General features: G+C 42.8%; 17 protein-coding genes. 11 read left to right on the top strand and 6 right to left on the bottom strand.

The window, feature by feature from the left end:
- The first annotated feature begins 3 nt into the window (after positions 1 to 3).
- The gene (locus tag LVQ96_05960) at positions 4 to 747 is read left to right on the top strand and encodes a hypothetical protein (GenBank protein MCW6170699.1); all 744 of its coding nucleotides are present in this window, start codon (positions 4 to 6) and stop codon (positions 745 to 747) included.
- On the opposite strand, the gene LVQ96_05955 is transcribed toward LVQ96_05960, so the two are convergent.
- Positions 739 to 1,227, bottom strand: coding sequence for a DUF2240 family protein (locus LVQ96_05955; GenBank protein ID MCW6170698.1), 489 nt, complete (start codon positions 1,225 to 1,227; stop codon positions 739 to 741). The two genes, LVQ96_05960 and LVQ96_05955, sit on opposite strands and share 9 nt — an antisense overlap.
- Before the next feature lie 52 nt (positions 1,228 to 1,279).
- Positions 1,280 to 1,753 carry a peroxiredoxin gene (locus LVQ96_05950; GenBank protein ID MCW6170697.1) on the bottom strand — a complete coding sequence of 158 codons (474 nt, stop codon included), beginning with the start codon at positions 1,751 to 1,753 and terminating at the stop codon, positions 1,280 to 1,282.
- A gap of 131 nt (positions 1,754 to 1,884) precedes the next feature.
- Here LVQ96_05950 and LVQ96_05945 point away from each other — a divergent pair, with 131 nt between their 5' ends.
- On the top strand, positions 1,885 to 2,523 hold the full coding sequence (locus tag LVQ96_05945; GenBank protein ID MCW6170696.1) for a diphthine--ammonia ligase: 639 nt from the start codon (positions 1,885 to 1,887) through the stop codon (positions 2,521 to 2,523).
- An 11-nt stretch (positions 2,524 to 2,534) separates the two neighbouring features.
- On the opposite strand, the gene LVQ96_05940 is transcribed toward LVQ96_05945, so the two are convergent.
- Positions 2,535 to 3,119 (bottom strand): hypothetical protein, encoded by a 585-nt coding sequence (locus tag LVQ96_05940; GenBank protein ID MCW6170695.1) that lies wholly within the window; start codon positions 3,117 to 3,119, stop codon positions 2,535 to 2,537.
- The gene (gene purB, locus LVQ96_05935) at positions 3,100 to 4,482 is read right to left on the bottom strand and encodes an adenylosuccinate lyase (GenBank protein MCW6170694.1); all 1,383 of its coding nucleotides are present in this window, start codon (positions 4,480 to 4,482) and stop codon (positions 3,100 to 3,102) included. Before purB ends, LVQ96_05940 begins: the two co-directional genes overlap by 20 nt.
- Positions 4,483 to 4,882: 400 nt before the next feature.
- Here purB and LVQ96_05930 point away from each other — a divergent pair, with 400 nt between their 5' ends.
- The 5 genes from LVQ96_05930 to fsa all read left to right on the top strand — a co-directional run bounded on the left by LVQ96_05930 (position 4,883) and on the right by fsa (position 9,733).
- A complete protein-coding gene (locus LVQ96_05930; protein ID MCW6170693.1) occupies positions 4,883 to 6,037 on the top strand; it encodes a glycosyltransferase in 1,155 nt (384 codons plus the stop codon).
- Positions 6,038 to 6,108: 71 nt separating this feature from the next.
- Entirely contained in the window at positions 6,109 to 7,188 is a 1,080-nt protein-coding gene (gene ftsZ / locus LVQ96_05925) for a cell division protein FtsZ (protein MCW6170692.1), read from the top strand.
- A 100-nt stretch (positions 7,189 to 7,288) separates the two neighbouring features.
- Positions 7,289 to 8,116, top strand: coding sequence for a transketolase (locus tag LVQ96_05920; protein MCW6170691.1), 828 nt, complete (start codon positions 7,289 to 7,291; stop codon positions 8,114 to 8,116).
- Between the two features lie 5 nt (positions 8,117 to 8,121).
- On the top strand, positions 8,122 to 9,078 hold the full coding sequence (locus LVQ96_05915) for a transketolase family protein (GenBank protein ID MCW6170690.1): 957 nt from the start codon (positions 8,122 to 8,124) through the stop codon (positions 9,076 to 9,078).
- Entirely contained in the window at positions 9,062 to 9,733 is a 672-nt protein-coding gene (fsa, locus tag LVQ96_05910) for a fructose-6-phosphate aldolase (protein ID MCW6170689.1), read from the top strand. Before LVQ96_05915 ends, fsa begins: the two co-directional genes overlap by 17 nt.
- A 42-nt stretch (positions 9,734 to 9,775) precedes the next feature.
- On the opposite strand, the gene LVQ96_05905 is transcribed toward fsa, so the two are convergent.
- Together LVQ96_05905 and psmB are read right to left on the bottom strand one after the other, a co-directional pair.
- Positions 9,776 to 11,698 carry a beta-CASP ribonuclease aCPSF1 gene (locus tag LVQ96_05905; GenBank protein ID MCW6170688.1) on the bottom strand — a complete coding sequence of 641 codons (1,923 nt, stop codon included), beginning with the start codon at positions 11,696 to 11,698 and terminating at the stop codon, positions 9,776 to 9,778.
- A gap of 42 nt (positions 11,699 to 11,740) precedes the next feature.
- Entirely contained in the window at positions 11,741 to 12,376 is a 636-nt protein-coding gene (gene psmB / locus LVQ96_05900) for an archaeal proteasome endopeptidase complex subunit beta (GenBank protein ID MCW6170687.1), read from the bottom strand.
- A 278-nt stretch (positions 12,377 to 12,654) separates the two neighbouring features.
- On the opposite strand from psmB, the gene LVQ96_05895 reads away from it, so the two are divergent.
- The 4 genes from LVQ96_05895 (at position 12,655) to LVQ96_05880 (ending at position 15,453) form a co-directional block, all read left to right on the top strand.
- On the top strand, positions 12,655 to 13,092 hold the full coding sequence (locus LVQ96_05895; GenBank protein ID MCW6170686.1) for a CBS domain-containing protein: 438 nt from the start codon (positions 12,655 to 12,657) through the stop codon (positions 13,090 to 13,092).
- Between the two features lie 80 nt (positions 13,093 to 13,172).
- Positions 13,173 to 13,646, top strand: coding sequence for a PadR family transcriptional regulator (locus tag LVQ96_05890; GenBank protein ID MCW6170685.1), 474 nt, complete (start codon positions 13,173 to 13,175; stop codon positions 13,644 to 13,646).
- A gap of 11 nt (positions 13,647 to 13,657) precedes the next feature.
- Entirely contained in the window at positions 13,658 to 14,650 is a 993-nt protein-coding gene (locus LVQ96_05885) for an ATP-binding cassette domain-containing protein (GenBank protein MCW6170684.1), read from the top strand.
- Positions 14,647 to 15,453 carry an ABC transporter permease gene (locus LVQ96_05880; protein MCW6170683.1) on the top strand — a complete coding sequence of 269 codons (807 nt, stop codon included), beginning with the start codon at positions 14,647 to 14,649 and terminating at the stop codon, positions 15,451 to 15,453. Before LVQ96_05885 ends, LVQ96_05880 begins: the two co-directional genes overlap by 4 nt.
- Positions 15,454 to 15,548: the final 95 nt, after the last annotated feature.

Below are 15,548 nucleotides of genomic sequence, written 5' to 3'. Positions count from 1 at the left end.
TAGATGGATCCGGAACTTGAAAACTATATGAAAACTGGCGATCAGCTACTTGGAAAAGGAAAGAACATTGATAGCATAAGGGAATACCTGAAAGGATACGAGATGCTGAAGGACAAGGAGAACCAAGATACTGCGGATTTCTGTCAACGTCTGTCAACTGTATATTCTTTGCTCGGAAAGGAAGGGTATGAGGAGGCAAAGAAATTCGGTGAGATTTCTCTTCACATTCACGAAAAAATCGATGATCAGGATCTTGTGGTTTTAGACCTGCTCAGCCTGGCTTCAGCTGTTTCAAGTGCGGGGAAAAATCAAGAAGCCGAAGCCTTTGCCAATAGGGCACTGGATTTATCGAAAAAAATGAATGACCCCGTTTTCATAGCAATGAGCCTTAATTCACTGGGTAGCTTGAAAATGGATTCAAAGAAAAGCAAGAATGAGGCTCTCAAGATATTTGATGAAGTAATTGCACTGTCAAAGGAGAACGAGGACTGGGATGATTATTTTGAGGCCCTTACCAATAAGATAAGCATAATCAGCGAGGATAAAGATGCAGACGAAGCACTAAGACTAGGGAATTCCGCAATGGATCAAGCGGACGATATCGCCAAAAAAATCAAGAACAAGAGAGACAGGAAGAATTTCAGGGAATCAATAATTTTTCTTTACGATGTTCTTGCGGACATTGCAATGTCCATGGAAAATGTTGATCTTGCAATAAAAATAGCCCAAAGATCAAAGTCAGACTGAATGTGAGGAACCGAGACCAGCAAGGAGTTCATCGCAGAATTGTTTTGTATCATATCCCTGATCTGACATTAAGGCAAGAAGCGCTATCTCAAAGGTCATGAACTTAGATCCTGACATAATTTCTCTTGCCTTTTCAATGATCTCTTTTTTGCTGAATTTTCCGTTAACGACCATGGAATCGAGGATCCGGTCAACGACTGGCCGCTCCACAGGCGAAGAAAAGAGCTCATCCCGGGTCACAGAGAAATCCAGTGGAACAATTATGCCCGATACACTGAAATTCGGGATATAAAGATCGTCACGCTCAACCAGAATTCCAGCATTGCTGGCGGCCTTTACAAACTCTGTAACAGTCTCTGGATCAAGGAGGTTCTTCTTAAAAGAAAGTGTACTAATAAAATCCTGGAGGGTCAAACCTTTTGCCCCCTTTTTAACAGAAAATGCTGCTGTTATCAACTTCTTGGAAAGGTCTATATTCATTACAATCCCATCACTGAGAAATATAAAGAAATATGCTTTAATTAAGTAACACTTATTTTAGTTTTGATACTTCTTCTTTGACTTTCTCGTAGTCAGGTTCTACACCGGGATCTTCGGAAACCCACTTGTATCTGACATTGCCTTCCTTGTCCAGTACAAAAACCGATCTTTTGGAAGCTCTGAGACCATGGATGTTCACAAAGTTCTCATAGAGGACACCATATTTTTTTGAGACGTTCTTTTCCGCGTCACTGAGCAGATCGAAGTTTAGTTTGTTAGCCTTTGCAAATTCAGCAAGAGAAAACGGCGTATCAACGCTTATACCAACAACTTTTGCCCCAAGATTATTGAATCCTGCCATTGAATCCCTGAATCTGCACATCTCCTTAGTGCATACGCCTGTAAAAGCACCTGGGAAAAATGCAAGAACCAATTTATTACCTTTAAACTCCGATAGCTTTCTCTGTTTCAGATTTTGATCCAGCGCTTCAAATTCTGGTGCGCGTTCTCCAACTTCAACTGTCATATTAAATCCATCAACAATATATCCACGTTATTTAATATGAATGTCGCTCTTTGAGCAAATCATGCTCTTTTCATACATCTTCCTGGGATGAAATGTTTTTAATATGCGCGATACTAAGGAACAGGAACTTCTTGAAAGCCGTAACATTGTTGTCAGGAGGAAAGGATTCGTTTCTCTCAACCGTGCTAGCAATAGAACAGGGGATGGACATTGTTGAAGCTTTAACCATAATTCCCGAGGAATTCTCCTACATGTATCATTTTCCAAACGCAGACAGGGCTTCATATGTATCCGGTCTGCTTAATCTCCGATCTGAATATATGAATGAGAACGATCTTGTCCTGAAGCTAAAAAATTTGTCGGAATCCGGTGTTAGCACACTGATCTCTGGGGCAATAGCGTCTGACTATCAGAAGACAAGAATTGAGAAATTGTGTACCATTTTAAATATGCGCTCCTTTACGCCACTTTGGCGAAAGGATCAGAAAGCTGTTTTAATGGAGATCATCAGACGAGGCATATTGCCAGTAATTGTATCTGTTTCCGCGGACGGGTTCACAAAAGAGGACCTTGGGCATGTAATCGACGAAGATTATCTGGCTGAATTAGAGAAAAAAGAAGAAAAGTTTGGGATTAACATAAGTGGTGAGGGAGGAGAATACGAGACATTCGTAACCTATCCAGGTTACGGGAAGCGCCTTAGTATTATGAAATCGCACATTTTGTGGGAAGGTTCTCACGGTTATCTTTTACTCGACGAGATAGGTTAACCGTCTTCTGACTAGAGTGTTTTTTGATTAACTTCATTATCCATTGGAGTATACTTCTTTGCGTCAAGAGTTATGTTCGTGAGTTCCCTTAGCAATCTTAAAAGTCTCTCTTGATCAACCTTAATCGGTTCCATCAACATATTTGAAGGAGCAATTTTTATACCTTGCTTTTCAAGAATACTCAAATATTCCGCTCTATTCTGTGAATTAACTTTTTTGTAAGAAACAGGAAGGTCAACGTTACATCTTTCAAGTTCCCGAGAGAATATCGGCCTGTTAAAAATATAACAGAGAAGCAATAAGGCATCATCCCCACTGTTATCAGACGATATTTTTCTTGCTATGGTTCCGACAATATCATATACATCCCTGCCAGACTGAGTGTTGAGGGAGTAAATCCTGGAAGGCTTAACTTCTCTTCTCTTAAGGATACCTTGATCAACGAGCGCATCAAGATATCCAGTCAAAATGAGTCTGTGTACTGCGTTACCGTGTTCTGCAAGCTTCTTGTGTAAACCAGAGATACTATTTTCCTCCTTGAAAAGTATCGATAGTATATCATTTAGCAGATGCTTCTCATCTTTGAATCTTTCCAACTTTCTTCCCCTCCACCAGAGCAGATTTTGTCCTTATCCAGTCCCTGAGCGCAAGATCGCACAATTCACGCGAATGTCCAACGAATTTTGTTGGATCATCAATTTTGGGTAAACGTTTGATCACATTTTCGGGTACATCTCGATTCTTTAAAATAGCTTGTGTTAAGGAAATTCCACGGTCGGCCGCATACATAGCACTTGATCTTACAAGTTCGTGTGCAGTCTGCCTCGGAACGCCTAGAGTGGTGAGTTCGGTAACATACTCTTCCGAAAGAGTAAAGTCATCTGCAAGAAGGTTGTCGAGCATTCTCTTATCGTCAACTTTCAGGGTTTCAAGCACAGATGTCATCTTTGTCAGGATATGATCGGTGAGAATACATGCGTAGGGAATAACAAAACGCTCCGATGCACTGTTTGTGAGGTCTCTTTCGTGCCAGGTAACGGCAGCCTCGTACTCGGAGACGATGAGGCTTCTTATGAATCGCGCAAGGCTTACAACATTCTCTGAATTTACGGGATTCACCTTGCTGGGCATTGAACTTGATCCGATCTGCCTCGTTGCATCAAAGTATTCCGAAACCTCACCGATTTCTGGACGTTGTAGATTCCTTATTTCTGTTCCAATTTTTTCTAAGAGCGTAGCAATAAGGTTAATCAAAGACAGGAATTCTATGTATCTGTCACGATCAACGACCTGATTTGCAGGTACGTCTACGGAAATTCCCAGGATTTCCATTGCCCTTTCTTGGATCCTTAAAAAATCAGGTCCCAGGGAAGCCCCAGTCCCAACCGGACCAGATAATTTTCCAGCAATTATCCTTTTGCGGGACTCCAAAAGTCTTTCTACGTTGCGATTCATCTCTGTCAGGTAAACCGATAATTTTAGGCCAAACGTTATCGGACTGGCATGCTGACCGTGCGTTCTTCCTAGCATGGGTGTATTTTTGTATTTCAGAACTAGAGTGGCGAGCACTTCCTGAAATCTCAAGAGATCATCCTCGAGATAAGAAAGGAAGTCTTTTATTTGCAACGCTGTTGCACTATCGTCAATATCGTTAGATGTAGCCCCAAAGTGAACATAGTCTCCATTTTCAGGGCATTGCTCAGAAATTGCCTTTACGAGAGCGGCAATATCATGTCTTGTCTCCCTTTCGATTTCCTTCATTCTGTTCAGCGTAACATTTCCTGAATCGACAACTGCCTTAATAGATTCATAAGCATCCTTTGGAATGACTTTGAATTCGGATTCTGCCTGTGCAATGGCTCTTTCGACCTTCAGAAAATACTCAAATCTCGATTCTTCGGAGAAGATATTCTTGACTTCATCACGACCATAACGGAACTCAATCGGTGATACTGGCATGAAGGCATATCCGATATCTTTTGAAAAATCTTTTCCCTCACGTTTTGTTTAATAAAATGAACGTGAAGACCAGTATTTTGTGGCTTATCAATGGCAAAATACGAATGATTTCTAAGTTCGTACTTACCTCATATTTGGGCAACGGTACGATTCGGACGGTAGTAGATTGAATCATGGATATTGCCGATAATAGAAAAACTGTGAAAATACGGTTTCCAGTAAATAGTGTGTTGCGGCTCAGGGAGTGAGTATTTAACGTATTCTCCGCAAGATTGTACCAATAGACATATATATCTGTGTAGAATTCGTTGTTACGAATTTTAGTGCTCTAATATTATTAATTGGAATTTCTGCGATACTGATCGCAGTTTTTACAGGTGTATCCTTACTTTATTACTTCATGAACACATTCGATTCTGCGAAATATAAAGCCAAATCTACTTTGTCGGATATCGACTTGAACAAAGTTACTATCCTTATGCCGGTTTACAATGAGAGCATTCCCATATTCACCGAATCCATAAATTCCGTTGCCAAACAGGGATGTAAATTTGTCGTTGTTGGCGATTCCAATGATGATCCTTATCGCTCTATAGTAGAATCACTTGGTGGAACCTTCATTTATCAGGAAAAGCATTTGGGGCAAAAAGGCACAATCGCAACAGGTATGTCTTATGTCGAAACTGAATATGTCATGTTTGTAGATAGCGACACGGTTCTTCCAGACAACGCAGCAAAAAGCCTTTTGAGCAGATTTACTGATGGTGTTGGTGGCGTCGGTGCAAACATAACGGTCAGGAGAACGGATAGCAGAATAGGATATATGTCTGAGTTCATAGAGCGTTCTAAAGAAGTGGTTTATAAAGCGATGGCTCACCACGGGAGCGTCATGAATCTTGATGGGCCCTGCGCTATGTATGACACGAAAGTCATAAAACCATTCGTACTTTCTGACGAGTTCGTTCATTCCAGGGTTCTCGGCAGACCTAGCCAGCTTGGCGAGGATTGGTTGATGACTAATTATATAATCAGAAAAGGATTGCTCGCTGTTAAGGACTTTGATACAAAGGTTGAGACGTATCCTCAGGGGTCTCTGAAAAAATTCTGGAGGCAGAGCGTCAGGTGGGGGAGATCCGGTTGGGTTCGATTAGGCAGGGAGATCAGGGACGGCACTATGACAAAGGCAGGAAAATTTTACAGTTTTGAATTATCTTATGTTTATATTTTGCCTGTCTTTACATTGGTAATGGCTCTCATCAGAGTAGGAATATTCATAAATTTCCACCCGTACTTTTTCGATCCATTGAAACCCGGTAATTTCTTAGATTTCACGGCTCTCGAGAGATTCGCGCACCATATGTCAGGAAGAATAGGCATAGGGGTTATCGGATATGCCGGGAGCGCACTATTTCTCACAAGGGTTGCATCGCAGATTACGCCTGGACAGAGGCTAAGAACCATTGCTTATGGATCGATAGCCCTGCTAATAATGTTCTGTTCGACCATTTATGGACTTCTAACATTTTGGAAGAGGACAGACTGGCTCACAAGATAGTCCGATATCTTCCAATTTTTTTCCTGGTATGATAAATTTTAAAACCAAGTACGTGTTATCTGTAAGTAATTATGGTAACACCAAGCATGTCTGATTTTGAAGAAGAAGAGGAAAAGATAGGTACTTCCGAAGAAGAATTACAGGAATATTTAGATAAATTAAAGGTAAAGATAAGAGTATTCGGAGCGGGTGGCGCCGGATCGAATACGATCAACCGACTCATGAAAGAGGGTGTAGTTGGTGTAACTCTCATTGCTTGCAATACTGACGCTGCGCATTTGCTCAAAATAAAGGCGAATCATAAAGTACTGCTCGGAAAGAATCTCACCAGGGGTCTTGGTTCAGGCGCCGATCCAAAGGTCGGTGAACAAGCCGCAAAGGAATCCGATCAGGAGATCGTAAAATACACATCTGGCGTCGACATTGCATTTGTGGCTGCAGGCCTTGGCGGTGGAACTGGAACTGGATCAGCATATTATATCGCCTCCCGAGCCAAAGAAGGTGGATCTTTGACAATCTCAGTAGTTTCCATGCCCTTTACTTCAGAGGGTTCTGTGAGGCTAAAGAACGCGATGTGGGGCCTGAGAAAACTTATTAGAGCATCAGATTGCGTTATACTCATACCAAATGACAAGCTTGTTGAACTTGTCCCCGATATGCCAATGGAAAAGGCTTTTAGATTCGCCGACGAGGTTATGGTTAGGGCAATAACAGGTATATCAGACTTAATTACTAAACCCGGTCTGATTAACCTTGACTTTAACGATCTCAGAACAGTAATGAAAGACACTGGCCTTGCTATGATAGGCATGGGGCAGGGCATGGGAGAACCTGGGACAAGGGTGAGCGACGCGGTCCAGAAAGCGTTAGCATCTCCATTCCTTCAGCTTGACATGTCTAAAGCTTCAGGTGTCATCGTTAACGTTATTGGTGGAAAGGACCTCCAGCTTGAGGAAACAAGCAATGCTTCCGATATGATACGTAAGAGAGTTGGCAAAAATACAAGGATCATATGGGGAACAACCGTGGATAACAGAGTGGAGAGTGGAACGGTTCAGGTTCTCGTCGTCGCCACGGGCTTAACTACAAGTGTTTATCCCGAGATGGCTGGAGAAGTTGAAAGCGATCATGGCATGGACATGATCTCCTGATCTTTGTCGACAATCACAATAAAAAACATTTTTATTCTTACTGCAATAAGCCTACTTGGCGTATAGATTTGAAAATCTATAGTGGTGCGGTGTAAAAATAATGGAAGCCTATGATATTATCGACCTCAAACGCGTTTCTAACGTGATCAGGCGAAAGGTTATTGAAATGGTCTATTCTGCGAAAAGCGGCCATCCTGGTGGATCTCTGAGCGCGGCAGATATACTGACTGTCCTTTATTTTAAAGAGATGAACATCGATCCCCTTCATTCCGATGATCCGGACAGGGATCGGTTTATCATGAGTAAGGGTCATGCATCTCCAGGTCTCTATGCAACACTTTCCGTAAGGGGATTTTTTCCAGAATCTTTCCTCTCCGGTTTCAGAAAATTGAATTCTAAACTTGAAGGACATGTCCACAGGGGTGTTCCGGGCGTTGAAGTATCCACGGGATCACTTGGGCAGGGTCTTGGCGTAGGCGTCGGAATGGCACTTGCCGGTAAACTTGATCAGCGTTCATACAGGGTTTTCGTACTGGTCGGGGATGGCGAAATTGAGGAAGGAAATATATGGGAGTCGATAATGGCTGCTAATAAGTATCACCTGAATAACCTCGTAGCGATACTCGACCGGAACAGGATACAGCTTGATGGCTTCACTCGGGACATAATGCCTCTCAATAATATACCCGACATGATCGCGAGTTTCGGGTGGAATGTCCTTGAGATAGACGGCCATGATTATAACCAGATTATTTCAGCGATAGAAGAGGCAAAGGAATCGCTGGAAAAACCTACTTTTATAGTGGCGAATACAGTTAAAGGTAAAGGCGTAAGCTACATGGAAAATAATCCGAAGTATCATGGTTCGCCGCCCGCTTCAGAGGAAGAATACAGGCTTGCCCTATCCGAACTTTCTGGTGGTGAATAATTCAAATGATCTCCGAGAGCTTGCGCGAAACATACGGAGAAGAACTAGCAGTTTTGGGTGAGAGGCACAATAACCTCGTCGTTCTTGACGCAGATCTTTCATCTTCTACGAAGACTTCCATTTTCGGGAAGAAATTTCCGGATCGCTTCTTCAATATGGGCATCTCTGAACAGTCCATGGTCACCGCTGCTGCTGGTCTCGCTCTCAGCGGTAAGAAGGTGTTTGCTTCCACTTTCGCTGTATTCCTGATGAGAACATATGAACAAATGAGGCAATCGGTGTGCTACAATAATTTGGACGTAAATTTTGTTGTAACTCATGCAGGCATAACCGTGGGCGAAGACGGTGCTACACACCAGATTGTTGAGGATGTTGGTATAATGTCAGGCCTTCCCAACATGAAAGTTATCGTACCAGCAGATTCTTATGAGACAAAGAGCGTTATAGATTATCTAGTGGAATCTGGAACTGGACCGAATTATGTTAGACTCTCAAGGGAAAAATTCCCACTTTTATACGACGATAATTATAGTTTTCACCCAGGGGTGGCGTCCATTTTGCGTGATGGCAGCGATATTACGATAATAGGCATGGGTGTCATGGTCTCCTTTGCTCTGAAGGCGGCTGAAATACTGAAACAGAAAGGCATAGGCGTTCGCGTGATCAACATGTCATCGATTAAACCCATTGACAAGAAGGCAATAATTAAAGCCGCAAACGACACGGGGAGAGTAGTAACGGTCGAGGAACACTCCATATATAATGGTCTTGGCAGTAGAGTCGCGGAAGTAATTTCCGAGAGTCATCCTGTTCATTTGAAGCGTGTGGGTATGATGGACACGTTTGGAAAATCCGGTAAATCTTGGGAGCTCTTCGATTACTTTCATATGGGCGTGAACGATATAGTAAAAGTTTCGGAAGAATGCTTTAGGAAGGAGACTTATTATGAAAATATTTCTTGATACGTCAAACGTTGAAGAGATAAGGGAAGGCGTTGCAATGGGTATTGTTGACGGAGTTACGACAAACCCGTCTCTTGCAATGAAGGAAACGCAGAAAGGCAGATCCTTTGCAGAGATAATCCAGGAAATCCTGAAAGTGACGCCCGGTCCTGTCAGTGTAGAGGTTGTTGCGACAGAATACAGCGAGATGATCCAGCAGGCTGAGAGAGTCGCTAAGTTGGGTGCAAATGCAGTTGTGAAGATACCCATGACTCTGGACGGGCTGAAGGCCATAAAAGTCCTAAAATCGAAGAATATACCTGTAAACTGTACACTTATATTCAATCCAATTCAGGCTCTTCTTGCTGCAAAGTGTGGGGCTGAATACGTTTCACCCTTTGTCGGAAGACTTGATGACATTGGGGAGGACGGGATGGCGATAATCGACCAGATCAGGATGATCTTTGACAATTATGAAATATCGACAAAGATTCTTGTTGCTTCAATAAGGAATCCAGTTCACGTTTTGAGGGCTGCTGTTATAGGGGCCGATGTTGTTACTCTCCCGTTCGATGTTCTCAAAAAATTACCCGAGCATCCAAAAACATCAGAAGGACTTAGCAGGTTCCTCTCGGACTGGAAGAAGGTGTCTCCAGACGGGAGTTTTCCGATCTAATTTTTCAATATATCTATAATTAATTTGTCCAATGTCCTTTTCTTAATAGAACCGGATTGTTTCAAGATTTCTAAGGGCATGGGCTTCAATACCGAATTTAGATCTTATCAATTTGGCGAATTCGGCCGCTTTCTCGCCATCACCGTGGTTGACAAGAATCCTCTGTGGTCTGGGCTTCATCGTTGCTATGTAGGACAGAAGCTGCCTCTTGTCAGAATGACCCGAGAATCCCTCAGCCGTCTCGATAGCCATTCTTATGTCATACCTCGCCTGTTTTCCCCCTTCTGAGAGAGAGATGTCCGTAGCGCCTTTCTGTATTCTCCTACCCGTCGTCCCCTCAGCCTGGTAACCCACAAAAACGAGGGAATGTTCGGGGGAGCTTACCCAGCTTTTGAAGTATTCCATTACCGGTCCTCCATTCATCATTCCCGAGGTAGCCAGGACGACCTTATTTTCCACCGAATCGCATATTTCCAATCTCTGTTGTTTTGTCTCAACCCTCTTGAATATGGGACTCAAAAAGGGGTTCTCTCTTTTAACCATTATGGATTCCCTGAGATTCTTGTTGAGGTATTCAGGGTAGGCAGCATGAATCGCCGTGGCCTCCATTATCATGCCGTCCAGATAAACAGGTACTTCCTTTATTTTCTTGTTTCTAACGGCTTCTTCCAGAACGAGCATTACCTCCTGGCTTCTGCCCACAGCAAATACAGGTACGAGAACGGACCCACCACGGTCGAAGGTTCGGTTAATTATGTCTACGAGTAGTTGCGAAGCTTCGCCTCTCGGGTGATGATAGTCTTCCCTGCCCGCATAAGTTGATTCTGTCATAAATGCTTCGGCTCTGGGGAAAACGTTATTTGCCGGATTGAAAAGCCATGTCTTTTCAAATTTCACGTCCCCGCTAAGGACTATATTATAAAGGCCATCACCAATATGCAGATGTACCGATGCAGATCCAAGGATATGGCCTGCATTGTAGTACGTAAGCCTCACATCCCTTGTTATGTCCGTCGTTTCGTTATATCTAAGCACTATTGAATGTTTCAATTCCTCCCTGATGTGCTTTGATTCGTAAGGTCCCTTGTGCCCCTCGGCATGCGCCACCTTGATGTAATCATTCTGCAGGAGAGCAATCATGTCCCTTGTAGGGGGCGTCATATATACCGGACCGTCGTATCCATATTTATACAGCAATGGGAGGAGCCCGGAATGATCAAGATGCGCGTGCGTGAGAACCACCGCATCTATGGACGAGAATGGCTGAATCTCTGGCGCATAGAGGTAGGGTGCACTCGCCCAGGGTTGATCATCAGGTTCATTCGTGTTCAGCATACCGCAATCAACTAAAATTTTCGAGTTATTTGTGGAGATCAGAGTAGCGCTTCTTCCAACTTCCCTGTGGCCGCCCAGTGCAGTGAGTCTTATCCATGTTTCTCCTGGCATCGTAGGGATGCTCAATTTCTTCCCAAGATTATGCAGGAATTCTTTCCGCTCCTGCTTTACATCCCTTAGGAATTCCCTCATCTCTTTTACAGTTCTTGAGTACATAGGCGGTGCGCGTACGATCCTGGGAGACCATTTTGTCTTGTCCTTTATCGTGACGATGTGATCTGACATTCTCGACGTTATTATGCTTGGTTCGTCCGCCTCTATCACTACTTCGCCAGTATCAGCTTCAAAATATACGTCCTTGAGGCCTGCAGATTCAGGTATAATCTCTCTTATGATGGCTTCAGCCTCATCATCGGGCATCATGATCGAAGGATCAGGACGTATCGTGATTCTTCTTTTCATTTCCTGTGCAATCTGCCTTGCCAGATCTTCCCTTTTGGCGAACAGATCACTGTTTTTGGTGTAAACTACGATCGTTGGTCCTTCGTAATCTATCTCAGTAATCTGATTCTCAGGATATAGTTTGTCGAATACAGTCCTAGTTTCTTCTAAGTAATCTCTAAAAGACATGAGAAATAGCTCCGAGTTTAAAAAATAAACTTAATAGGGAATTTATTGGGGTAATTTGTATTTTTTGATTCTTTCCAGCACTTCATCTTTTGAAAGCTGGTGAAATCCATGGTCTTTATCTATGACCGCTATATCGATCATCCCACCAGAGGCTGAATCTCTCTGCTTAGCGGCTGAAACTCCCCTAATTGCAAGTTCTATTGCCTCTTCGGTACTTATGCCTTCCCTGTATCCGTTTTCCAGAACACCGTATACGAAAGGCGATCCAGATCCGGTGCTGGCATACACATCCTCGACAGATCCACCTGCTGCATCAACCGAGAAAATGTGTGGTTCTGTGTCATATCCACCGATTAGAATCTGGACCATGTATGGATAGAACTTTGTCTGATTAAGTATATTAGACAGGAGGGTTGCAGCAGCCGAAATTGGCATGTTGACTTTTCTCTGTAATCGGTATAGTTCAAGCTCCGCAGACATATATCTAACCAGCACCTGCGCATCGCCAACTAGTCCTGCGATCGTCATTGCAGCTGCTGTGTCAATCTGGTGTAGTTTCTTTCCATCCTTATGCATAATAAAATGATCCATTGTAACTCTTCTTTCAGTTGCCATTACAACACCCTCTTTGGTAACCATTCCGAGTGTTGTTGTTCCTGTACTCAGTTGTTCAGTCATCTGTTCACTTCCACAAATGATGGCAATCCTGTTATTTTAATTTTCTATACATTCACAGAAGACAAAATTTTAACTATTACTTAGCGAGATTTGCTACGAAATGGTGAAATTGTGTGATCTAGTTTAGTCACTAAGAGGTTTTGTCAAGATGCATGTTCGATTGTAATAGGACTTTAAGCGCTAACTAAGGCGTGTATCGCAGACACTGTAAAATAAGCGTTTTCCTCCATCTTATTATATGGAGTAAAAATTATGTATAGCGACAATTAAGTATTTCCTTGCTATACTATATTATGGTTCTTTATGCAAAGGATATTATGAAAAAATACACGAACATGTTTGACGGTAATCTTAACGCGAGAGAAGCAGCTAAAATAATGAGCAATGATCACACTGGTTTTATAATAGTAGAAAAGGATGGAAAGCCGTACGGCATTGTTACAGAGTGGGATTACGTCAACAAGATTGTGGCTAAAGATCTTGAACCACAGAACGTGAAACTGAGCGATTTGATGAATGCTCCTCTTAAGTCAGTTTCACCAAACACCCCTACGGATCAGGTCACAGAACTCATGAACAAGGAAGGCATCAGAAGACTACCAGTTGTGGAAAATGGAAAACTAATAGGCGTTATTACTTCAAGAGACATACTGAGAATATTTAGGGATTATATGGATAACCTTTCAGATGTCATCGCCAGATTCGGTGTTTTCTGAGTTTTTTTATTTTTCTTTTTAACTTTTTAGTTTCAAGGGGTATGTATTAATACTCGAAATCGATATCGATTTGATATCGAATGACAAAAGAATCAGATCGAGGCGAAAAGTGGGGTGGAGATTTCTTCGGTCCCCACGCGTGGAGTTCTATTTATTCTTCTAGGCGCCAGGGCGGGTTAAGAAAATGGGTTCTGTGGCTCCTTTCGGAACGTTCATTACGCGGGTCGGAAATTATTGAAGCTATGGCCCAGCAATCAATGGGTTGGTGGAAGCCGAGCCCGGGAACAATATATCCGTTGCTTCATCAACTGGAAACGGATAAATTTGTTATTCGTAAACCCGATTCAAAATATGAGATCACGGAATCTGGGTTGGAAGAGATAGGTCTTAGATTCAAAACAGGTTCCACAAGGGAGGATTCTGATCTCTCGCTGGACAATATTTTAGCAAATCTTGAAGGTTATGTCGATTACCTCGAGGACGAGAAAGACAAGCTTTCTGAGGAGCATCGAAAAAGATTGAGGGGAGTCGAGGAGCGACTCAAAAGACTATAGAGGATGATTGAATGGCAACAATAATAAAAACGGAGCATCTGTCAAAGGTTTATCTCGGGAAAATAAAAGCAGTATCTGATCTCAATATCGGAATAGAAGAGGGTGAAATATATGGTCTTCTGGGTCCAAATGGTGCCGGTAAGACGACCACTATAAACATGCTTACTACAAGGATATCACCCACTTCAGGAACAGCAACAGTAGCAGGATACGATATTAACAAACAGTCGTTGGAAGTGAGGAAGGCTATTGGTGTGGTTCCCCAGGATCTTACAACGGACGAGGATCTCACAGGGAGGGAGAATCTCATAATGGTCTCTCAGTTTTATGATGTTCCCAGGGCAACTGCAGATGAGCGAATTAAACATCTTCTCACCCTGGTGGATATGGAAGAAGCTGCTGATAGGTATGTGCGTGGTTACTCCGGCGGTATGAGGAAGAGGCTGGAACTCATTGTGGGTCTTGTAAATGATCCAAAGATTCTCTTTCTTGACGAACCTACTCTTGGTCTAGATGTTCAGACAAGAACGCAGATGTGGAATTATGTACGTGAGATTCAGAAAAAGCTTGATGTTACCATAATTCTTACTTCTCATTATCTTGAGGAGATAGATGCACTTTCTGATCGCGTATCGATCATAGATCACGGTAAAGTTTTAGTAACAGGCTCGCCGAGTGAACTTAAATCCTCCCTCAAGGGAGACATTGTAACAATAACACTTAAGAATCAAAAGGAGGCAGACACGATGAAAACAATGGAAGGTGCAATAGAGATAAAGGAAGCCGGTCCAAACTCTGTCAGGATAAAGGTTGCCAACTCGGACAAGTCCTTACCGGAAATTATAAATTTCATTGGTAAGAAAAAGCTATCCACGGTTAAGCTGACAGTTCAAAAGCCATCTTTGGACGAGGTATTCCTGGAATATACGGGAAAGGACATTAGACAGGAAGAACCAGGAGATGCGAGAAAGATGATGATGAATCTAAGGAGAGTGAGAAAATGAGCGGTCTTGGCCCACTAACGGTTAGGGAACTCAAGAAGTGGTACAGAAATCCCGTGTTCTTTATAACTGGGCTACTTCAGCCGTTCTTCTGGATAGCACTGTTTGGTAGCGCATTTGACATCACGAAGTTCTTTCCCGGTGCCAGGGATTCGATTCTTGGCGGTGCCCCGGATTATATAACATATATCGTTGGAGGAGTCCTTACAATAACTGGACTTTTCACTGCCATGTTTGCAGGAACAAACATAATATTTGATCGCCGTCTTGGACCCATGGGACGCTTCTTATCGTCGCCTATACGGAGAAGTTCAATAGTACTATCAAAGATTCTGTCAGCAACATTGCGAATACTACCACAGGCGCTCATACTGATCGTCGCAGCGCTGTTGATTCCAAACGGTTTGAAATTTATCCATGGCTTCACAGTTCTTGATGGTCTCGTAATAGTTACTGCCATTGTTCTTGTATCGTTCATATTCTCTTCGATATTCAGTGCAATCGCAATTAGGATGACTAATATGAACTCAATATTCGGCATAGTCAATCTGGTGAACCTTCCTTTATTGTTCGTGAGCTATGCCATGTTTGCACCTGGAATGATGGCAAGCTGGCTTTCCAATGTAGCAAAGTATAACCCAGTTTCCTGGTCCGCAGAAGCTATGAGGATGGTCATAATAAACGGAACAACCATGACTGCATCCCAATGGACTCAGGTTGGGCAGTGGCTAGGGGGCCTTGCCGTTCTTGCAGTTGCACTTATTTTACTCACAGCCTTCCTGGCTGAAAAAGAGATAAGGGATTGAAGGTACACATTATCTAAATTTTTTTTATAATTTCTGATATGGCATTTTCGAGAGGCAGGATCCACCCTCAAACCATTTTGGCAGGATTAATTTAG

The organism is Thermoplasmatales archaeon, assembly GCA_026127925.1.
GTDB lineage: Archaea > Thermoplasmatota > Thermoplasmata > Thermoplasmatales > Thermoplasmataceae > JAKAYB01.
Note: the sequence above shows the minus strand (reverse complement) of the source record. Positions and strands in the feature narration are given on the sequence as shown.